The 19645-nt window shown below is 40.6% G+C and carries 23 protein-coding genes; 17 read left to right on the top strand and 6 right to left on the bottom strand.

Annotation, left to right across the window (positions count from 1 at the left end; genetic code table 11):
* Positions 1-19 precede the first annotated feature (19 nt).
* The 15 genes from rplF to CH377_RS13930 all read left to right on the top strand — a co-directional run bounded on the left by rplF (position 20) and on the right by CH377_RS13930 (position 9369).
* Positions 20-559, top strand: a complete 540-nt coding sequence (rplF, locus tag CH377_RS13860; protein ID WP_020770319.1) for a 50S ribosomal protein L6 — start codon at positions 20-22, stop codon at positions 557-559.
* A gap of 4 nt (positions 560-563) precedes the next feature.
* A complete protein-coding gene (gene rplR, locus CH377_RS13865) occupies positions 564-926 on the top strand; it encodes a 50S ribosomal protein L18 (protein WP_100724360.1) in 363 nt (120 codons plus the stop codon).
* A gap of 2 nt (positions 927-928) precedes the next feature.
* A complete protein-coding gene (gene rpsE, locus CH377_RS13870; protein WP_020770439.1) occupies positions 929-1444 on the top strand; it encodes a 30S ribosomal protein S5 in 516 nt (171 codons plus the stop codon).
* 4 nt (positions 1445-1448) lie between these two features.
* Complete coding sequence (gene rpmD, locus CH377_RS13875) at positions 1449-1628, top strand: 50S ribosomal protein L30 (RefSeq protein WP_100724361.1); 180 nt, start codon at positions 1449-1451, stop codon at positions 1626-1628.
* Between the two features lie 13 nt (positions 1629-1641).
* On the top strand, positions 1642-2166 hold the full coding sequence (gene rplO, locus CH377_RS13880) for a 50S ribosomal protein L15 (protein WP_100724362.1): 525 nt from the start codon (positions 1642-1644) through the stop codon (positions 2164-2166).
* A gap of 129 nt (positions 2167-2295) precedes the next feature.
* Positions 2296-3678 (top strand): preprotein translocase subunit SecY, encoded by a 1383-nt coding sequence (secY, locus tag CH377_RS13885; protein ID WP_086448211.1) that lies wholly within the window; start codon positions 2296-2298, stop codon positions 3676-3678.
* 4 nt (positions 3679-3682) lie between these two features.
* Complete coding sequence (locus CH377_RS13890) at positions 3683-4246, top strand: adenylate kinase (RefSeq protein ID WP_100724363.1); 564 nt, start codon at positions 3683-3685, stop codon at positions 4244-4246.
* A gap of 1 nt (position 4247) precedes the next feature.
* Positions 4248-4466 (top strand): translation initiation factor IF-1, encoded by a 219-nt coding sequence (infA, locus tag CH377_RS13895; RefSeq protein ID WP_008595303.1) that lies wholly within the window; start codon positions 4248-4250, stop codon positions 4464-4466.
* A 9-nt stretch (positions 4467-4475) separates the two neighbouring features.
* On the top strand, positions 4476-4589 hold the full coding sequence (rpmJ, locus tag CH377_RS13900) for a 50S ribosomal protein L36 (RefSeq protein WP_008594142.1): 114 nt from the start codon (positions 4476-4478) through the stop codon (positions 4587-4589).
* A 2-nt stretch (positions 4590-4591) separates the two neighbouring features.
* A complete protein-coding gene (gene rpsM / locus CH377_RS13905) occupies positions 4592-4969 on the top strand; it encodes a 30S ribosomal protein S13 (RefSeq protein ID WP_100710931.1) in 378 nt (125 codons plus the stop codon).
* 2 nt (positions 4970-4971) lie between these two features.
* The gene (rpsK, locus tag CH377_RS13910) at positions 4972-5379 is read left to right on the top strand and encodes a 30S ribosomal protein S11 (protein WP_100724364.1); all 408 of its coding nucleotides are present in this window, start codon (positions 4972-4974) and stop codon (positions 5377-5379) included.
* A 12-nt stretch (positions 5380-5391) separates the two neighbouring features.
* Positions 5392-6015 carry a 30S ribosomal protein S4 gene (gene rpsD / locus CH377_RS13915; RefSeq protein ID WP_100724365.1) on the top strand — a complete coding sequence of 208 codons (624 nt, stop codon included), beginning with the start codon at positions 5392-5394 and terminating at the stop codon, positions 6013-6015.
* Positions 6016-6037: 22 nt separating this feature from the next.
* The gene (locus CH377_RS13920) at positions 6038-7015 is read left to right on the top strand and encodes a DNA-directed RNA polymerase subunit alpha (protein ID WP_100724366.1); all 978 of its coding nucleotides are present in this window, start codon (positions 6038-6040) and stop codon (positions 7013-7015) included.
* A 1-nt stretch (position 7016) separates the two neighbouring features.
* Positions 7017-7601, top strand: coding sequence for a 50S ribosomal protein L17 (rplQ, locus tag CH377_RS13925; protein ID WP_100724367.1), 585 nt, complete (start codon positions 7017-7019; stop codon positions 7599-7601).
* Positions 7602-7737: 136 nt separating this feature from the next.
* On the top strand, positions 7738-9369 hold the full coding sequence (locus CH377_RS13930; protein WP_100724368.1) for a hypothetical protein: 1632 nt from the start codon (positions 7738-7740) through the stop codon (positions 9367-9369).
* Here the strand turns inward: CH377_RS13930 and CH377_RS13935 are convergent.
* Positions 9366-11351, bottom strand: coding sequence for a PP2C family protein-serine/threonine phosphatase (locus CH377_RS13935; RefSeq protein WP_100724369.1), 1986 nt, complete (start codon positions 11349-11351; stop codon positions 9366-9368). The two genes, CH377_RS13930 and CH377_RS13935, sit on opposite strands and share 4 nt — an antisense overlap.
* A gap of 199 nt (positions 11352-11550) precedes the next feature.
* Positions 11551-13623, bottom strand: a complete 2073-nt coding sequence (locus CH377_RS13940; RefSeq protein ID WP_100724370.1) for a glycoside hydrolase family 5 protein — start codon at positions 13621-13623, stop codon at positions 11551-11553.
* Between the two features lie 189 nt (positions 13624-13812).
* Between CH377_RS13940 and CH377_RS13945 the strand changes: the two genes are divergently transcribed.
* On the top strand, positions 13813-14313 hold the full coding sequence (locus tag CH377_RS13945; RefSeq protein WP_100724371.1) for an LIC10604 family protein: 501 nt from the start codon (positions 13813-13815) through the stop codon (positions 14311-14313).
* A 382-nt stretch (positions 14314-14695) separates the two neighbouring features.
* On the opposite strand, the gene CH377_RS13950 is transcribed toward CH377_RS13945, so the two are convergent.
* From CH377_RS13950 to CH377_RS13960, 3 genes are read right to left on the bottom strand one after another with little or no spacing between them, the layout of a single operon-like run.
* Complete coding sequence (locus tag CH377_RS13950) at positions 14696-15352, bottom strand: class II aldolase/adducin family protein (protein ID WP_100724372.1); 657 nt, start codon at positions 15350-15352, stop codon at positions 14696-14698.
* Positions 15349-16005 (bottom strand): class II aldolase/adducin family protein, encoded by a 657-nt coding sequence (locus tag CH377_RS13955; RefSeq protein ID WP_100724373.1) that lies wholly within the window; start codon positions 16003-16005, stop codon positions 15349-15351. Before CH377_RS13955 ends, CH377_RS13950 begins: the two co-directional genes overlap by 4 nt.
* Positions 16006-16034: 29 nt before the next feature.
* Complete coding sequence (locus CH377_RS13960; protein ID WP_100724374.1) at positions 16035-17501, bottom strand: aspartate aminotransferase family protein; 1467 nt, start codon at positions 17499-17501, stop codon at positions 16035-16037.
* Between the two features lie 148 nt (positions 17502-17649).
* On the opposite strand from CH377_RS13960, the gene CH377_RS13965 reads away from it, so the two are divergent.
* Positions 17650-18312 (top strand): TetR/AcrR family transcriptional regulator, encoded by a 663-nt coding sequence (locus tag CH377_RS13965; protein WP_100724375.1) that lies wholly within the window; start codon positions 17650-17652, stop codon positions 18310-18312.
* Positions 18313-18350: 38 nt separating this feature from the next.
* Here the strand turns inward: CH377_RS13965 and CH377_RS13970 are convergent, their stop codons facing one another.
* Entirely contained in the window at positions 18351-19628 is a 1278-nt protein-coding gene (locus CH377_RS13970; RefSeq protein WP_100724376.1) for an LA_0442/LA_0875 N-terminal domain-containing protein, read from the bottom strand.
* Between the last annotated feature and the right edge of the window lie 17 nt (positions 19629-19645).

The following is a 19645-nucleotide window of genomic DNA, read 5'->3' on the forward strand; positions in this document are numbered from 1 at the left end:
CGGAAACTTATAAAGACCTATGTCCAGGATTGGAAAAGCAGAAATCAAACTTCCGGATAAAGTGGAAGTAAAACAGGACAGCACCGTAATTAAAGTGAAAGGTCCTCTAGGCGAGTTACAAACTCCTATTTTTGCAGGAATCTCTCTGAAAAACGAGGGTGGAACTGTGAAATTAGAAAGATCCAGCGAAGAGCAAAACGTAGTAGCTCTTCACGGATTAACCCGCGCTCTTCTTATGAATAGCGTAAAGGGTGTGACCGCCGGTTGGGAAAAAAACCTGGAGATCACAGGGGTTGGTTATCGTGCTGCTAAGCGCGGTGAAGATCTGGTGATGAACCTTGGATATTCCCACGAGGTTGTTTATAAAGCTCCTAAAGGAATTAAGATCGAAGTCATTGAACAAGTGAAGATCAAAATTTCTGGGATAGATAAACAACTAGTCGGACAAGTTGCGGCAGATATCCGTTCTAAGAGACCTCCTGAGCCTTATAAAGGTAAAGGGATCAAGTACAACGACGAATTTATCAAGAGAAAGGCCGGAAAAACCGGTAAGAAGTAAGGCCATGATTAATAAACTGAAAAAAATCGCAGCCAAACGCAGAAGAGCAGAGCGTTCCAGATTCAAACTGAGACAATCTAGCTCTCGCCCTAGATTGGTATTCAATAAATCCAATCGTTATCTTTCCTGCCAGATCGTGGATGATACCCAAGGAACTACCTTGGTAGCTGCTTCTACTTTAGAAGCTACCTTTGCTGGTAAAAGCCGCAAAGATGTAGAAGCTGCTAAGGCTTTGGGAAAAGCGATCGGAGAAAAAGCCGCTTCTAAAGGTGTAAAGGTAGTTATGCTGGATCGTTCCGGAATGATTTACCACGGAAGAATCGCGGCTTTCGCGGATGCGGCTAGAGAAGCCGGGTTGGAGTTCTAATAATGGCGTACGAACAAGATCAAGAACAGAAAGAGTTTAACGAGAAGGTCGTAAAGATCGATCGCGTTGCTAAAGTTGTAAAAGGTGGACGTCGTTTCTCCTTTAACGCTCTAACAGTAGTTGGAGATGCAAAAGGAAAAGTGGGAATCGGATTCGGTAAAGCGAATGAGGTTCCGGATGCGATCCGTAAATCCATCGAGTCCGCTAAGAAAAATTTGGTAAAAATCCAATTCAGAGGACATACCATTCCTCACGAAGTGATCGGAAAATTCAAATCGGCAAGAGTGATCCTGAAACCGTCTACTGCGGGAACTGGAATCATCGCTGGTGGATCCGTTCGTTCCGTAGTGGAGAAAGTTGGTATCCAAGATATTCTTAGCAAATCTTGGGGTTCTTCGAATCCAGTAAACATCGTAAAGGCGACTCTGGACGCTCTTCAACAATTGGAGACTCCTGTGTTGGCAGCTCGTAAAAGAGGAATCACTCTGGCTCGTCTTTTCGGAAACGACGTAGGATAAAAACATGGAAACCGTAATCGTTACTCAAATTAAAAGTAGTATCGGGATTAAAAAAGGCCAGAAGCTAACTCTGGCTGCTTTGGGACTCCGTAAAACCGGACAACAAAGAAAACATACTCTAACTCCGCAGGTGAAAGGGATGATCTATGATGTTCAACACCTGGTCCGAGTCGAAAAGGCGTAATTAGGTAAGGGAAATGAGTAAAGAAAGAATTAAGGCTGCCCTAGCGTTCGGAAAAGAGCGCACTGAAAAGGGAGACAAGCCGGCTGGGAATACAATTCCAGTTCCAGCAGGTTCTACTAAGAACAAAAAACGTTTAGGTCGTGGTATCGGTTCCAAAACCGGTAAAACGGGAGGACGTGGTTCTAAAGGACAGTATGCTCGTAATACCGTTCGTAGAGGATTCGAAGGTGGGCAGATGCCTATCCACAGAAGACTTCCAAAACGCGGATTTACTTCTATATTTCATAAGGATTTCTTCCCAATCAACTTGAGAGACATAGAGAAAAGCGGGTTGACCGGCAACATAGATGCCAAAATTATGGTTGAATCGAAGATTCTTGATAATGAGGGCACTCTTTTCAAGATTTTGGGAACCGGTGAGATCACAAAAGCGGTTCATATAGTAGCGGACGGTTTTTCCGCTTCTGCCAAGGCAAAGATAGAGAAAGCAGGCGGTTCCGTAAAACTTCGCTCAGAATTGGCTTCTAAAGAAGCTTAATCCGAGTCGTTTTCAACTGTTTGTCTGAAACGAATCTTTAATGTTTAAGAAGGGACTCGGGGTAAACCTTTGAGTCCCTTTTGCCCGAAAGGGGAATGACCAGGAAATAAGGAAAGAGAACAAAGCAATATGCTGACTTCGATCGCAAATATCTTCAAAATTCCAGAGTTGAGAAACAAAGTTTTCTTCACTCTTGGTATGCTCTTACTCTTCCGTCTCGGAACTCATATTACTATTCCTGGTATCGATCCTAAAGTAGTTTCTGCAATCGCTTTGGATGCAAACGCAGCCGAAGGTCTTGTAGGAATGTTTGATATGTTCGCGGGAGGAGCTCTTCTGAACTTCTCTATTTTCGCGTTAGGTATCATGCCTTATATTTCTTCTTCCATCATTATGCAGTTAGTGATGGTTCTTGTTCCTTCTTTACAAAAACTCCAAAAAGAAGGAGAAGAAGGCCGTAAGAAGATCAGCCAATACACTAAATACGGAACTATTCTGCTTTGCGGAGTTCAGTCTTTAGCGGTGATTCGTTTGGCACAACGTTGGTCTTATGGAGCGGACAATGCACCGGCTCTTCACCCAGGTTTGATCCACTCTTCTGTTGAATCTTGGTTCTTCTTTATTGCTCTATTATCTATCACTACTGGAACTGTTCTTTTGATCTGGTTAGGTGAACAAATTACTGAAAGAGGGATCGGTAACGGTATTTCTCTTTTGATCTTTGCTGGTATCGTGGGACGTCTTCCAGTTTCCGTAGCTCAGTTGTTCCGTGAGAACTTCGTAGACGGACTGAATATTATCATCCTTCTTCTTTTATTCATTCTACTCATCGCATTAACTGTTCTTCTTACTCAAGGTGTCCGTAAGGTTCCTTTACAGTATGGAAAACAAATGGTGGGAAGAAAAATGGTCCAAGCTAAGTCTCAAAGCATTCCTTTTAAAGTGAATGGCGCGAGCGTAATGCCGATCATCTTCGCTTCTTCATTATTACTTTTTCCTCAGACGATCATCCAACAGATCTCAGAACTTCCTAACTGGGCGGGCTGGGTTCTTTTATTGGATTATCTGAATCCTTTCTCTCAGACTTGGTACCACGCAGCGTTTTACTTCTTCGTATATATCGCACTGATCGTGTTCTTCGCATATTTCTATACTGCGATCCAATTCAATCCTGGAGAACTTGCGGAGAATCTTCGTAAGTATAATGGATTCATTCCTGGAATTCGTCCAGGCTCTCATACTAAGGAATATATTGAGAAGGTCTTAAATAGGATCACTCTTCCTGGTGCTGTTTTCTTAGCAGGGCTTGCATTAGCTCCGTATATCATTATTCGTTTCTTAAATTTAGGAACGAACTCCGGTGGTGGATCCTTGGTATACACCTTCGGTGGAACATCCCTATTGATCATGGTAGGGGTAGCATTGGAAACTCTGAAACAATTAGAGTCTCAATTGCTCATGAGAAACTATGATGGTTTCTTGAAAAAAACTAAGATCAAGGGAAGGTCTTAAGAAAATGAATTCCATCATTTTCATGGGCCCTCCGGGTGCCGGTAAAGGCACCCAAGCAAAGATACTTTGCGACACTTTGCGAATTCCTCAGATCTCTACTGGAGATATCCTGAGAGCTGCCGTTAAAAACGGTACTCAAATGGGATTAGAAGCGAAGAAGTATATGGATGCCGGAGATTTAGTTCCGGATTCAGTTGTTATTGGCATTATCAAAGATCGTCTTGTGGAGCCTGATTGTAAAAACGGATTCTTATTGGATGGATTTCCAAGAACCGTAGAGCAAGCAGATGCATTGGATAAAATCCTAAGCACTGAAGGTTTAAAGATCAAGAGAGCGATCAATCTGGAAGTTCCTGATCAAGAACTTCTGGAACGTTTATTAAAACGTGCAGAAATCGAAGGTCGTTCCGACGACAACGAAACAACGATCAAGAGTCGATTGGAAACTTATAACAAGAAGACTCTTCCATTATTGGACTACTATGCTGCAAAAGGAAATCTCTCCCGTGTAAACGGAGTGGGGAACTTGGATACAGTCACAAAACTGATCGAGAAGGAGTTAGCTTAACTTGGCTAAAGAAGATGCAATCACCGTGGACGGTACCGTTTTGGAACCTCTCCCAAACGCTATGTTCCGCGTAGAGCTGGAAAATGGTCACAAGGTTTTGGCCCATATTTCCGGTAAAATGAGAATGCATTATATCAGGATCCTTCCAGGCGACAAAGTCACCGTGGAGCTTTCTCCTTACGATTTAACCAAGGGTAGGATTACCTACCGCAAAAAATAGGAACACGTTATGAAAGTAAGAACTTCCGTAAAAAAAATCTGCACTAGCTGCAAAGTTATCAGAAGAAAAGGTGTGATCAGAGTGATCTGCACCAACCCTAAACACAAGCAAAGGCAAGCATAATCATGGCTCGTATCGCAGGTATCGATCTTCCAAGAGAAAAAAGAATCGTTGTTGGTCTAACGTATATTTACGGAATCGGCCGATCCACTTCTCGCAAACTTCTCGCTAAGGCGGGAGTAGATGAAAAAATCAGAGTAAAGGATCTTTCCGACACTCAAGAAGCTGCTCTCAGAAAAGCGATCGAAGAAAGTATCAAGGTAGAAGGAGATCTTCGCTCCGAAAACCAACTCAATATCAAAAGATTGATGGATATCGGTTGTTACAGAGGCCTGCGTCATAGAAGGGGTCTTCCGGTTCGTGGACAAAGAACCAGAACTAACGCTCGTACTCGTAAGGGTGTTAAGAAGACCGTTGCCAATAAGAAGAAGGTGACTAAGTAATCATGGCTGAAGATAAAAAAGGCAAAAAAGAGAAAAAGGTTAAGAAGAAGGAGAAAAAGGTCGTTCCTCGCGGAAAGGTCTATATTACCGCTTCTTTTAACAATACCATCATCACCATCACTGACTTGGCAGGAAACACTCTGTCTTGGTCAACCGCTGGTGCTATGGGTTTCCGTGGCTCCAAAAAATCTACTCCGTATGCGGCTCAGATCGCAGCGGGAAATGCGGCAGAAAAAGCGATCGATGCAACTGGTCTTGCAGAAGTCGATGTTCTTGTTTCTGGCCCAGGAATCGGACGCGAATCCGCAATCCGTTCCTTAGTTGCTAGAGGACTTTCTATTAAAATGATCAAGGACGTTACACCTTTACCTCATAACGGTTGTCGTCCACGTAAGAGAAGAAGGGTTTAAGGTAGGAATAATATGGCAAGATATAGAGGACCTGTCGTTAAACTAATGAGGAGAGAAGGTGTTAACCTTTACCTCAAATCCAGTTTTACTTTCAATAGAGATAAGTTCCATAAAAAGGGACCTCCTGGAATGCAACCTAAGCGGAAACCGAAAATTTCCGAGTATGGTTCTCAGCTTCGTGAAAAACAGAAGTTGAAAAGAGCTTACGGACTTTTAGAAAAACAATTCCGTAGCCTTTATGAAGAAGCATCTCATGCTCACGGTGTAACCGGTGAAATTCTTCTCCAACTTTTAGAAAGAAGATTAGATAACGTTGTATATCGTTTAGGTTTCGCAGTGACTAGACGTCAGGCGAGAAACTTCATCGCCCATAACCATATTTTGGTAAATGGAGAGAAAGTGGATATTCCATCTTTCCGTTTAAAAGTAGGCGATAAGATCGAGATCAAACCTAAATTCAGAACTTCTGGTTTTATTACCCAGAATATCCAACTGGCTCAATCTCTGAATAATATTCCTTCTTGGGTGTCTTCTGATTTCATTCAGTTCTCAGGAGAAATTCTGTCTTTGCCGGAACGTCATCATGTCGACATTCCAGTAAAAGAGCAGGTGATCGTGGAGTTGTACTCCAAGTAATTTTATTGGGAAGGGTTTCTAAGTGTCTCTAAAAAGTTTACTCAAAGGATTTAAACGTCCCAAAAAGATCGAATTTACTACGGAAGCGACTACTCCTAACTACGGAAAATTCGTAGCGGAGCCTTTCGAGCGCGGTTTTGCGACCACAATCGGAAACTCTCTTCGTAGAACTCTCATGTCTTCCATCGAAGGAGCGGCTATTTCCGCTCTTCGTATCGAAGGTGTGAACCATGAGTTCTCTTATATCGAAGGAGTCGCTGAAGACGTTACTCGTATCATCCTAAACCTCAAACAAGTTCGTATTAAATACGAGCCTGAGGACAAGGACCAAAGCAAAGTTATCCATTTGGAATTGAAAGGTGCAGGATATTTCAGAGCGGGAGACCTTGCTGTGGATTCTTCCATCGAGATCATGAACCCGGATCTTCATATCGCAACTTTGAATGAAGATGCGAACCTTGTATTGGATCTCGAAATCCAAAGAGGAAGAGGATACGTTCCTGCAGAAGATAAAAAGAAGGATATCGAAGTTCTCGGAACTATTCCGATCGATTCTATCTTCTCTCCAGTTCAAAAAGTAATTTTCGAAATTTCCGAGACCCGTGTGGCTCAGAGATCCGATTATGAAAAATTGACTCTGGAAGTTTGGACAGACGGATCCATTTCTCCTGAGGATGCAGTTGCTCAAGCGGCTAAAATCCTAAAAGAGCACCTTACAGTATTCATCAACTTCGAAGAAGAGTTAGAGGAAGAAGAAGACGAGTTGGACGAGGCGGACGAGAAGTTGAAAGCTTCCCTTTCCAAACACGTGGAAGAACTCGAACTTTCTGTACGTTCCCTAAACGTTCTTCGCAGTTTGGAAATCGACTTCGTTGGAGACCTCGTTAAGAGATCTGAAGAAGAGATGTCCAAATCTAAACATTATAGCGAGCAAGGTCTCGCAGAACTTAAGTCCAAACTTGCTGGTTTGGGACTTTCGTTCGGAATGAGAGATTTCTAATATGAACAAAAGAAATAAAGTAAAACATCTCAACCGCGAAAAAGGTCATAGAGACGCTCTGATCAATAACATGATCACTAGTCTTTTCAAATACGAGAGAATCGAATCTACTCAAGCAAAATTGAAAGTGGTTCGTTCTCACGCTGAAAAGATTATCACCAGAGCAAAAAGAAATCTCGCGACTGATATTGCTCCTGCGGTTGCACTTCACAATAAACGTGAAGTTCTAAAAAGAGTAAAAGATCGTAATATCGTTACGAAACTTTTTGAAGATATCGCAGTTCGTTATGCAGCTGTTAATGGCGGATACACTAGGATCCTGAAAAAGATCAACAGAGCTTCTGACAATTCCGAAGTAGGAATTTTAGAGCTTACTAACAGAAAGGATCGTCCTACACTTATCAAAGAAATCAAAGATAAGAGAGAGGCTATTTCCGATTCTAAAAAAGAAAAAGCGGCAGCTCCTGCTCCAGCTAAAAAGGAAAAAGCTCCTAAAAAAGAAGCTGCTCCTAAAGCTAAACCAGTTAAGAAGTCTGCAGCTCCGAAAAAAGCAGTTAAGAAAGCTGCTCCTAAGAAGAAAAAATAATATATATAATCCCCGAAGAGATGGGAGATATGTGGGCCCCGATGTTGGAAACGGCATCGGGGTTTTTTCTTTTTATGAGAGGTGAGTTAGGTGAATGTGTTTGGTTTGTCAGTAGTGTATTTTGGGAGTATCTAAAATGATTTCAGGAAAATACATTTTCAGTCAAATAAACGAAGTTTTCCAAAGATTATTAAATCGTTTGAACATGGTTCCTTACTGGGACCTTATCCTTTCCATCATCACATTTATTTATATTTCTTATCATCACGCCTGGCTTTCTGACGATGCATTTATAAGTTTTAGGGTGGTTGATAATTTCGCGAACGGTTTTGGTCTTCGCTGGAATGTAGTGGAAAGGGTCCAAGTTTATACAAATCCTCTTCTTGTTTTAATTCTTCTTCTGCCGTATATTCTTTGGAAGAATATCGTAGCGATTTCATTTATTTCTTCTTTTTTGTTCGGGGTTCTTTCCTTAGTCTTTCTGAAAAAGATCTCTTCCTCCAGATTTTCCTTTTTTATAGCGGTAATCTATTTATTCTCTTCTAGAGCGTTTATTGATTATACTTATTCCGGATTGGAGAATTGTCTGAATCATTTGATCCAAGCGATTTTCTTTTTTATACTTTGGAAAGCCCCGGCTGAACCAGAAAAGAGTAGATTGCCTGCACTTACCTTTTGGGTTTCCATTGGTCTGGTTTCCAGATTGGATTTGATACTCGTTTTATTCATTCCCTATCTGGTATTATTCTTTTTAGAATTTTCAAAAGGCCTGATTAATTGGAAGACGATTTTGCGTTCCGCTCTTTACGGCTCGCCTATCATTATTTGGTTTCTATTTGCAGGGATATACTACGGTTCCTTTTTGCCCAATACATATTATGCAAAAACGAATATCACTGAGACATTTTTGGAAACTGCCCTTCAGGGTTGGCATTACTATGAGCGCCAGCAACTTTGGGACCCGATTGCATTTTTGTTTTTTCCGATAGCGATACTCGTCGGTCTTTTTTTTAAAAGATTCAATAAGCTTGCACTTTTGACTCTTATTTCTTTATTACCTTTTTTTCTATATCTAATCTCGGTTGGCGGCGATTTTATGGTGGGAAGGTTTTTTACTCCTGCTATATTCATGTTTGGGCTTTCGCTTGCAAAAGAATTCCCTTTTAAGAAAAAGGAAGCCATATTTTTGATAATCTTATTATTTATTTATAATATTCAATTTCGCTTAACTCCTTTTCATCCGATGCCTAAGAAAATTTCCTACTATAAAGAAGTTCGTTCATTTGAAGCTGGAATGCCATACGACATAGCGGATGAAAAAGGATTTTATTACTTGGATACTGGGTTAGCATTTCGTAAATATCCAACCTCTTGGTTGGCAAATTTAGCTGACAAGAATAATGTTTTCGATGTAAAAGAATCAGTTGTAATACAGGGAATGATCGGAAGGTCCGGTTATGTTTATGGACCAGATTATTATATCGTGGATAAGTTCGCTTTGGCCGATCCACTTTTGGCAAGGCTTTCCGGCTCGGGAAGGATAGGACACAAAAAGAGGAAGATTCCAAAAGGTTACATAGATGGTTTAAAGAAGGGAGAGAACGGGATTCTGGATCCGGATTTAAAACAATATTACGATGGTATCCTGAAACTAACACGCGGACCGATTTTCACCGCAGAACGATGGAATTTGTTTTGGAAATTTCAATTCGGAGAATATAAAAAATATACGAAGGAATATATAAGAGCGGAAGGGCTATTATATTAGAACCCTTTCGATTTCAGAAACTCGTCTAACTTTCCTACGAGTGCGCTTTCTCCATCTAACTCTTTTGCTTTTTCTAATACCGATCGTGCGTCTTTGAATTTATTCAGAAGTCTATAATTGTCTGAAAGATTGATCAGGTTAGCTAGACGATGTGGTTGAGTATTTCGGACCTTCTCCGCTGCGTCTGCTGCGCGTTGGAATTCCTTCATATGTTTATAGCATAATGACAATAAGAACCAGATATTATGAGATTCTTGATCCAAATTTAAATAACGTTCTAACCATTTTGAGGCTTTGGAGAATTCTTTTTTGTCGTAATAGATCTGTCCGATGAGTCTTGCGGATTCTTTAAAATTTGGAGCCAAGTTCCAGGATAATTCTAGAAGCTCGAGAGCTATTGGTACTTCTTTTTTCGCTAAATGTTGTTTCGCTTGGTTGTACTTTGCTACTGCATCGTTATACTTAGGATGTTCAGGATCTATTAATTCTTTATAACCAATCCTTATAAGAGAAAGGTCGTCTGCTATCGCACCTACTCCGTGCAATTTTCCTGCTATCGTGTCCAAATCACCTTTGGAATCTTCCACAATGCGAACGAATAAGTTCTCATCCTCGTTCATTTTCCAGTTGATCCCGTCCGAGCTGATATTGATATCATCCCTTCCGTCTGAACCTAAGAAAAGAACGTCTCCAGGTTGCAGATAAGATTCATGAATTTTAATATTCGCTCCGAATGGAGATCCTAATTTCCACGAAGAAAGTTCCGGGGCCAAGAAGGATGATCTGTCATCTCTGAACAATACCGGCCAAGGATGTTCCGCGTTCAGTATAAAGATCTTTCCGGTTTTGTCATGGATAAGCCCGAAGATAGCGGATGCCATCATGGTTCCATCGAATGTTCTGAATATTTCATCTAGTTCTCTATGAGTTTGGAGCATCCAAGCTTCTGGATTGATATCGATTGTCTTTCCGTGGCTTGCAGAACGAGACAAGATATTATTCACAGCAGTTCCGAGCACGATTGCCCCTCCGGCACCTTGGAGAGATTTTCCCATTGCATCTCCGTTTAAGAAGAAGGTCCATTTTTCTTTTTCAGGTCCGAATAGTAGATTTCCGCTGATACAAATATCTCCACCAAGTTCGGACTCCCTATTTTTGAATGTGAACTTCTTCTTTTGTTCTATGTAGAAGATGGTGCTCACGTCTTGGGAAGTATTCCAGTTTGTCATGAGTGGTTTACTCAGGAGAGAAGTGAGATAATAATCCCCATCTTGCTGGACTTTGAGAGCTTGGATCTCCTCCATTCTTTTGGTGACTTCTACCGTTCTTTCGTCTACTTTTTGCTCTAAAGTGTTTGCGTATTCTTCCTCTACCGCGCCAATTTTGCGGAAGATCAGGATCACACTTCGAGTAATATAAGATACTACCGCTAAAAATACTAATTTTAAGGACTGTTCCGAAATGGATGCATATCCTGGAGAGATAACTTTGAGCTCGTCTTCAGTAAATTCTACTCCCCTGAATATGGTATTTAAGATCACGAGTCCTTGTCCGACTACGCTGAAGATTCCTGAAAGTTTTGCGACTGTCGGTGATAATAATAATACTGAATACACGATGAAGATCATATTGATCGCGTATAAAATGATCTGCCGGATCACTCCGGATGCCATGTTCCTATCCGTCCAGGACGCTACGAACATGACTATAGATAAGATGACGATGTCGGCAAGCACGGAAACTTTCCCGACCATAGACGGTATCTTTCCGTATTTCTTATTGCAGTAATGATTATAATAAGCGTAACCAAGCATTGAGCCTGTTCCGATCAGATACGCTGCATTTTGAACAGCAGAGCTTTGTGTCCAAGCAGCAGCGAGGGAAAGCAGGAATAGTCCTGCTAAACCGAAACGGATCCGATTAATCGTCAGTGGACCGGAGGCTATAATTCTCTCCGTGATGAGTTCCTTTTTTTCTTCCATCCCTAATCGGCCTCTTCTGGAAATCGCCTATTGTATTTGGATTAGTGAATATATTTTTGAACGTATCATCTACAAATTTTTTACAGAATGTAGGATAGTTGTAAAAATATAATCCCGCCTCCAAATACTTAAGACGGAAAAAAATAAGAGAAAAGTAAGTGGCTCCTTTAAAAACAATCTCGCAATTTAAAACTTTCTTTTATTGTTCGGCCGGATAACCTCCGTAAGTCATTTTGCCGGTTAAGTAAATCGGGCTCTTCTTTTCATTTAGTATCCGAATATTCAACCCAGCTTGCAGAGTCTGTAATGCTTGGATATCAAACGTAGAACCTAATCCATCTACTATGAGTGCATAATGTATACTATCATTTAGATCTTCTTCCGGATCTAGATCATCCCAAATTAATGCTAGATTTCCGGATCCACTTTCTCGACTTCTATCATCCGTTAAAATTGCTTCATTCGATTCTTGCAGAAAAATTCCCGGAATTTGTTTATTGTAGATACGTTTTTCAGTGATTAGAACGGTATCATTTTTATTAAAATGAGGAGGCAGATAAATTTCTGTAGGAGCATCCGAACTTCTACCTTTCCAAATCACTAAGATAAATCTTTTATCTCCGAAGTATTTTGTTCCGTTTTGGACGGTTTTAATTGCTGCCCAAGCAAATACATTATTCCAAGTATCGTATCCGATTGCATTATAATGAGAACTTACAGCTCTTCCTTGTATTCTTCTTACGTACGCCCTTTGTGTCACATGATAGTCCATATTGAAGGTTGTTCCATAATTTCCTATCACTGAGAAGTCTTCGTTATTCCAAGCATCTTTGGTAGTGATAAGTTTTGAACTATTACCGTTCATATATTCGTTATGTTTATCATAGTAATAATCCCAATGCCATTGTGTTCCGGATACGATTGGATTGTAGAAGTCAGCGAATCTTGTTTTAGTTGTCTGGGACTTATCCGAGATTTCCATGGCTTGGTAGACTGCGTTGATCATTCTGGGCGTGTCTTTAGCTCCCACGCCTTTTAGCCACATCCCAAATTCACTTAAGAAAGATGGAATATTCAAGAACCGCGCTTCTTTTCGGATCTCATCCAAGTATTTAAAATATGTGGCATTGTCTATCCCTGTCAGGTCTGTTCCCATTCTTCCCGCGTCATAAAAGTGGGAATTGAAAGCGAATCCTTCTCCCGGTTGGGTCGTTAAATGTCCTCCTCCAGTTGCAGGGGCGACAACTCCTACGTTTGTATTCCAAAATACCAAAGGTTCGGCGAATACCAGCTTATTCTGCCATCCGTTTTGGGATAGAGCCTCTCTCACTTTTCTGTAAAAAGGCCAAAGTTTTTGGTTATCCCATTGTGCGGGACTTAAACCCTCCATTCCTCCGTCCACAGGTTCATTGAAAGGATCTAATCCTACTATATAATCGAACTCTTCCGGACTTAATTTTTCCTTAATATAGGCTACAGTCTTTCCGATCTGCCAAAGATATTCAGTCTGAACATATCTAGTCCCCGAGGTAGTTGAAATAGATACATTATTCCAGAAGTTGCGAAAACCTTTACGAACAGCTTCGTTTGTAAGATTGTTTTGACTCCAATTGGCGCAAATAATTCCGCAATATTCGGAAGGATAAGAACTTCCTGAAATAATCCAAGAAGGAGCGCCATTTCCCGTGTGCCAGGAGTTTTTATTAAATAGATGTCTTGAATAAAGATCTTGGTGATAATCGAGTAAAACATACATCTTTTTGGAGATCGCTTTTCTCATCTGAGAGATGATTGCATCCAAATAAGTATAATTGATCGTATTCACAGATGGATGAGTTCCTTCCCATGCAATTGTGAATCGGACCATATTGGAACCGGTGGTTTTGCCTAATCTATTAAAGGCAGTCTCCGCATCTGAATCGTTTGCAAAAGGTTTGAAACCGTGTTGAACAAGTTTTACATTCCCTGAAATATTGAACCCTCGGAAAGATACTTCTCTTCCTAAACCATCTAAAAAAATTTTATCAGTAACCCCGTTATAAGTTTTATCTCCAACTAAGATCTTACGTTCTAATTCGCTATTTGTATAATCCAAGCTGTGAATAGCAGGAATGTTCAGATTAGTTTCCAGAATGGAATATTCAGATTTGGAATTTGGATTGTGTCCGTTCCCAAGCAGTCCAATTAGCTCCGGAGATATATTTTTTTCCGGGCTGCAAGCGCAAATACAGATAGCACCAAAAGCGATTATATATTTTTGTATTCTCTTCATGGGCGAGCAAGATAGTTATCTCGTCCAGAGATCCAAGTCTTATTTAGCAAAATGGAAATTTATAGACTTTCTATATTTTCGATCTTAGGAAATAACCGTTCTCAAATTAAGTTTTTTGAAATTGTTTTATAATTAAGAAAGTTTATAAAAACTTATATTTCACTTAGTCAAATCGAAAGGAGATATTAGATGAAAATTGTTTGGGTCATTCTACTTAGCTTGGTCGGTATTATAGTTTTGATTGTGCTTTCTGGATATTTACTTCCTAAGGATCATATTGCAAGTGTGGAGAAAGATTTTTCTTCTTCTCCTGAAAGTATATATAAGATCATTCGTAATGTTCGCGAGTACCAGGTTTGGAGAAGGGGATTAAAATCGGTGGATATTGAATCTGATACAATCTGGGCCGAGTCGGATTCTCATGGGAACAATATTCGTTTTGGGTTTATAGAAGAACGTTCTCCAAATTATTTGAGAACTAAAATACTAAACGAAGATCTTCCTTTTGGCGGAGGCTGGGAATTCGAAATCAGCCAAAATGGTCCAATAACTAAACTAAAAATTACTGAGAATGGTTTTGTGTCGAATCCTCTATTTAGAGTCCTTTCTAAGTATGTATTCGGTCATGATGCGACTATGAAAGCTTATTTGGAAGATCTTAGCGGTAGATTGAAGTCATCGAACCAGTGAGTGGAGAAGAAAATCGCAGGGGAAAATTAGAGAAGGTTGTAAATAAAAATTTTGCTTTGATCTTTGTTGGAATTCCAACAAGAGAAGAATGATAAATTCTGATTGTGGAAAATTAGATTTTGTGATATGAGGGGCGAGCAGCTTTAGCGGGTACCACCGGCCAGCCCCCTTCGCAGCGACAATAGGAGCGAGAAGACGACCGTCTTAACGAGTCGGTGACCGAGAAACTCGAGGTCAAACGAGAATGACGCCGAAATCAAAATGATGCAACTGCATCGAACACTTTAGCGGGTACCACCGGCCAGCCCCCACCCAAAGAGGGTGGGGCCACCCTTAAACAAATCCAGATCTACAGTAGATTCAAGCTCGACACAAAAGAATCTTAACCTCGATTTTTCTCTGCTTGTTTAGAATATTTTCTCTGATAGACGAATCGGATAGCTTCTGCTTCTAACCAAGGAACTGGTTTTCCGCCACCCAGAATTTTAGATTCTACGAATGCCTTGCTTGCTTTTTCTAAAACCATACATACCGCGTGAACATCATCTAAACTTTTATGAGCACATAACGCTCCTACATCTTGAAGATATACTGCGTTTCTTCTGCTAATTGCTGAAACGATTTTCTTTAATCCCTTTTCATCCTTTTGATTCGGAACTACTTTTGCGTTCGGGCCTACGATCTGGGCCATATCATCAAGGAAGGGACGTACAGTCGTTCCTGCCATAGAGCATGTCGTCACATTCTCTTGAGTAGAGTGAACGATAACAGTAAATTCAGGTCTTGCTAAATAAAGAGAAAGATGTTGGATTGCTTCATCAGGAATATCTTTCGGAAAGATCTGATTTTCTTCCAAAGGGATTTCTAAAAGAGCCGTTTTGGATTTTTTGCCGATCGTATTTAGATCCGCTTTTTTAGGAGTGATCCAAATACTTTTTCCGATCTTAACACTGGCGCATCCATTCTTAGCTAAAATTCCTTCCTTCACTAATTGAGGGAGGAATTTTTGAAGATCCATCGGGCTATCAGGAGCTTTCATGCTGATTTTACCAGTCCGTAGTTTTTGAGGTACCAAGAGCGGATAGAATCCCTGTCTCCTTTTTTATAACCGGAAACCTTTAAGAATTCTTTCTCAATGAATAATTGGCAGACTCTTTCCAACTCAAGTGCAACTTGAAAAGCATCTTCCATATCTTTTCCGACACATAGAGTTCCATGATTTGCTAAAAGAACTGCCTTACTTCCGGATTTATCCAATGCATGGATCGCCATTTTGATCAGCTTCTTAGTTCCGGGAAGGGAATAATCAGTGCAAAGAACAGGTCCGCCGATGATCTTTTTCATCTGAGGATTTAGAACAGGCACATCCTTTCTTGCTGCCGCAACTACTGCAGCCTGCAGTTGGTGAGTATGGATGACTGCACCAATATTTGGGCGAAGTTTGTAAGCCGCAGAATGAAGTCCTTTTTCGTAAGAAGGTTTAATCTTTCCTATATGAGTAAGGTCTTCGATATTTACTTGTACAATCTCTTCCGGAGTTAGATCTTCATACGTTCTGCCGGTAGGAGTGATTGCAAAATAATTTTCATCAATACGTTGGCTGATATTTCCCCAAGTTCTTGCGATCAAACCAGACTTTAAGAGTCGGATCCCGGTATCTCGAACGATTTTTTTGGCCTTATCTATTTCCATGTTCTTCTCCTATTCAGCAGAATTAAAGGTTATACACCTTCAACTTTTTGGAAAACTCTTTCGAATCTTTTTAATGCGTCGTCGATCACTGCATCTGTATCAGCAGCACTTGTATACAAGCGGCTTCCTGCAAGAGTAACGATACCTTCTGCCATGTAAGCTGCGCCCATTTCTTCCATCGCCTTTTTACGAGTGTGAGCCTCTTTGATCGTGGATTTAATCTTCCAGAATTTTTTGATATCGATCTCTAAAAGCATGGTTCCAACAGTTTCCAAATGGCATATAGATCCTTGATTGAATGCCACGAAAGGTAGATTATACTTCTTAATTAGTTTTTGTAAACCAGCAGTGATCCTATCTCCTGCTCTTCCTGCTTTTTCGCAGGCCTTTTGTTTTTCGATCTCGAGAAGAGTATAATAACCTGCAGCAGAACTTAGAGGGTTTGCCGCCATGGTTCCACCGATCAGTGCCTTTTTGACACCGGTTTGAAGTCCTGCAGAAAGATACTTCATGTATTCCTTCTTTCCGCCCAATCCACCGGCGGAAGGATAACCACCGGCAACCACTTTACCAAATACAGTTAGATCAGGAGTGACGCCATAATAACCTTGGGCTCCGCTTAGACCGATACGGAATGCAGTCACAACTTCATCAAAAATCAGTAATGCTCCATACTTGTCGCAAAGTTCTCTGACTCCTTTATTGAAGTCCATGTCTATAGGGCGAGTTCCACTCTCAGGGCCGATCGGCTCCAGGATAACTGCAGCTGTACCGCCTCTCCAACGGTTTCTTTTTAAGGTTCTTTCTAATGCGTTTAGATCATTCGGATAGAATTCTTGAGTGTATTTGAAAACATGTTTAGGAATTCCATGAGACTCGAAATGTCTTGTGCCTGGAAGACGAAGTCCGTAAGCAAGCTGATCACTCCAACCGTGGTAAGCTCCACCCATCTTTACTATATTTTTCTTTTTAGTAGCAAGTCTTGCGACACGGATAGAAGCCATACAAGCTTCTGTTCCGGATCCTAACATACGGAACATTTGTACCGAAGGCATATGTTCCACAATCTTCTCCGCAAGTCTTAACTCGTATTCATGGAATAAACCAGTCACTGGTCCTGTGGTTTCCAGAAGTTTAACAACCTGTTTACGAATATTAGAAGGATTACTTCCTAAAACTGTAGGACCTCCTGCTTGCAGGAAATCTATGTATTTGTTCCCATCTAGGTCAAATAAATGCGCTCCGGATGCCTTTGTAAAAACAAGAGGGAAGGGGTAATTGAATGCGAGATTATGCTGCACGCCGCCCGGGATATACTCTGAAGCCTCTGCGATCATAGTCTTGGATTTAGAGCATTTTTTCTCAAAATATTCCTGAAGGTACTTCTCCATTTCATTCTTCTTAATGGAGCGAATTGGCTGGCGAATCAGGTCATGAAGTTGCTTATAAACCCCTTTTACGTCTGGGTATTGAGAAATTGCGAAGCCGGTAGACATATCTTTTTCCTTTTTTTGCGGAATATAGGTTGACAGTGAGTGAATACTCACTCACTGTCAACTAGAAAATACAGAAAAGACACTTCCGGGAAAATTTTCCGTATTCCGGAGGTTAGGAACCGCTCAGGTAGTAAATATAGGAAGTACTGTGGCCGAATTTACCTCTTCAAAATACAATAGAGATACTTTTGATAAGATCCCGGAAGAAAAAAGGACCAGGATACTTTCAGTTGCGATCGCGGAATTTGCGAACCGAGGTTTCAATAATGCGAACACTAATATTATTGCGAAGAAGGCCGGGATCAGTGTTGGGTCCTTATACAAATACTTTGATACAAAGGAAGATTTCTTTCTTACCGCAGTAGGTTATGGGATCCATCAATTAGAAAAAACTCTCGAAGAAGTTCTAAGCGAAGATAGCGATCTTTTCGGTAAGATAGAAAGAATATTAAGAATTATCCAAAAACATTCTAGAGAAAATAGGGATATCATTCGTTTATACAATGAGATCACTGCGGAAGGAAATTCTGAATTGATCCGAGGACTTTCTTCGGATATGGAAAGTGTTTCCGCTAAAGTTTATACTTCTTTATTGGCAGAAGCGAAAAAGTCCGGCTCTATAGGAAAAGAAGTGGATGAGAAAGTTTTTGCCTTCTGCATCGATAACCTTTTTATGATACTTCAATTTTCGTACGCAACCGAGTATTATCGTGAAAGAATGAAAGTTTATTTGGGAAAAGATTTTGATAACGACGAGAAGGTCGTGAAAGGGATAATGTCTTTTATTCGCAGGGCTTTAGATAAGAAATAGAATATAATATTCGGCCTGAGATCTAAATGAACTATATCTTAATTTTTCGAGATAAACTCGAATCTTTTCATCATCCCAAATTCTAAAATTGCAGACCTACTTTCTGAATTGATCGTTTTACCTACTGCTTCCATTAACTTTTGTTGTACAAGATAGGCGTTCGGATTACTCAAATCTACCCCAATCAACCCGTCTTTCGATGAATAAAGATACTGCTGATCTGAGTTCAGGCTGTATTTCCACTCATAAAATTGAAATCCTGCGTAAACTGAAATTGTTGGGGTGATCCTATAAACTAATCGATAAAGAAGATGGAAACCATTCGCGTTCCAGGAAACATTTTGCCACTGTCTGTAAAATGCTACCTGGGATAAGTTTGCAGGGACGAGTGCAGATACTATGCTCCCATCTTGATTTCCCGCTAGAGTTAGATTATGATATTCTAATCTATTTTCCCATCTTTCTCCCATCCGGATGGTAGCTTTGAGACCTATCGTATAACCTTTAAGAGTTTCGTTAAATTTCATTACACCTTGAGAATATAAGTATAGACTGTTGCCCATATAATAAGATGTGGATAAATTCGTATCCTGAGATTGACCCCAGAAATACTGGTACCCGATTGTGGGTCTTAGATCGAACCTTTCGTTTGTAAATGCAAGAAAGGATATTTCATTTTTCAAAGAACTCTGTCTTTCCGGAAAACTTCCGGTGCTATGCATCATTCCACTTGCATAAGAATGACTATCGTATGTGCTTCTGTTCCCTAAATAGGATCCTGTAACTCCTCCTGACCATCTTTTCCAAGTGTAAATCGCCCCATAGGTTTGGGATAATTCAGGAGAATGTGTCGGTTTATCGATCACCGTGGGAAGAGTTCCTGAGAGCAGCCCTATTTTGTTTTGGGTTTTCACTGGGAGTCCTTGAGTTTCAGGAGAATACCTCCCCGCACCTAATCCGATATAGACCTCTAGATCATTTCGTTTTAGTTGATCTATATGGAAATTTACGAAAGGTTTTGGGACTTCCGCAATTTGTGGAGTAGGAGTTTGTTCCGCCTGGACCGGCTTTTTCTCTTCCTGAGGAAGTTTAGCAGGTTCATTGAAACTAACTGTATTGATCTCGGACTTGTTTAGTTGTATCGTTTTTCCTTCTGCCGTTTTGATCGTCATGTTGGTGGCGGTTTGCTGTAATATTTCTGCACGAATGATCTGACCATTCTTCAGGTAGATGGTCTTCATTTCCGCAAACATGGAAACAACCGGGGTCAATAATATAACGAACGGTAGAAGGAGCCGACAAGGATACAATTTCATCTGTTACGTATTCTGTA

The sequence above is a fragment of the Leptospira haakeii genome, assembly GCF_002812045.1.
In the GTDB taxonomy this organism is placed as follows: Bacteria; Spirochaetota; Leptospiria; order Leptospirales; family Leptospiraceae; genus Leptospira_B; species Leptospira_B haakeii.

Excerpts from the sequence above, each read along its gene's own strand:
- rpmD (WP_100724361.1), top strand. The coding sequence starts at position 1,449 with ATGGAAACCGTAATCGTTACTCAAATTAAAAGTAGTATCGGGATTAAA.
- rplQ (WP_100724367.1), top strand. The coding sequence starts at position 7,017 with ATGAACAAAAGAAATAAAGTAAAACATCTCAACCGCGAAAAAGGTCAT.
- CH377_RS13930 (WP_100724368.1), top strand. The coding sequence starts at position 7,738 with ATGATTTCAGGAAAATACATTTTCAGTCAAATAAACGAAGTTTTCCAA.
- CH377_RS13935 (WP_100724369.1), bottom strand. The coding sequence starts at position 11,351 with ATGGAAGAAAAAAAGGAACTCATCACGGAGAGAATTATAGCCTCCGGT.
- CH377_RS13950 (WP_100724372.1), bottom strand. The coding sequence starts at position 15,352 with ATGAAAGCTCCTGATAGCCCGATGGATCTTCAAAAATTCCTCCCTCAA.
- secY (WP_086448211.1), top strand. The coding sequence starts at position 2,296 with ATGCTGACTTCGATCGCAAATATCTTCAAAATTCCAGAGTTGAGAAAC.
- rplR (WP_100724360.1), top strand. The coding sequence starts at position 564 with ATGATTAATAAACTGAAAAAAATCGCAGCCAAACGCAGAAGAGCAGAG.
- rpsE (WP_020770439.1), top strand. The coding sequence starts at position 929 with ATGGCGTACGAACAAGATCAAGAACAGAAAGAGTTTAACGAGAAGGTC.
- rpsM (WP_100710931.1), top strand. The coding sequence starts at position 4,592 with ATGGCTCGTATCGCAGGTATCGATCTTCCAAGAGAAAAAAGAATCGTT.
- CH377_RS13940 (WP_100724370.1), bottom strand. The coding sequence starts at position 13,623 with ATGAAGAGAATACAAAAATATATAATCGCTTTTGGTGCTATCTGTATT.
- rplO (WP_100724362.1), top strand. The coding sequence starts at position 1,642 with ATGAGTAAAGAAAGAATTAAGGCTGCCCTAGCGTTCGGAAAAGAGCGC.
- CH377_RS13955 (WP_100724373.1), bottom strand. The coding sequence starts at position 16,005 with ATGGAAATAGATAAGGCCAAAAAAATCGTTCGAGATACCGGGATCCGA.
- rpsK (WP_100724364.1), top strand. The coding sequence starts at position 4,972 with ATGGCTGAAGATAAAAAAGGCAAAAAAGAGAAAAAGGTTAAGAAGAAG.
- rpmJ (WP_008594142.1), top strand. The coding sequence starts at position 4,476 with ATGAAAGTAAGAACTTCCGTAAAAAAAATCTGCACTAGCTGCAAAGTT.
- CH377_RS13970 (WP_100724376.1), bottom strand. The coding sequence starts at position 19,628 with ATGAAATTGTATCCTTGTCGGCTCCTTCTACCGTTCGTTATATTATTG.
- rplF (WP_020770319.1), top strand. The coding sequence starts at position 20 with ATGTCCAGGATTGGAAAAGCAGAAATCAAACTTCCGGATAAAGTGGAA.
- CH377_RS13945 (WP_100724371.1), top strand. The coding sequence starts at position 13,813 with ATGAAAATTGTTTGGGTCATTCTACTTAGCTTGGTCGGTATTATAGTT.
- CH377_RS13960 (WP_100724374.1), bottom strand. The coding sequence starts at position 17,501 with ATGTCTACCGGCTTCGCAATTTCTCAATACCCAGACGTAAAAGGGGTT.
- CH377_RS13890 (WP_100724363.1), top strand. The coding sequence starts at position 3,683 with ATGAATTCCATCATTTTCATGGGCCCTCCGGGTGCCGGTAAAGGCACC.
- rpsD (WP_100724365.1), top strand. The coding sequence starts at position 5,392 with ATGGCAAGATATAGAGGACCTGTCGTTAAACTAATGAGGAGAGAAGGT.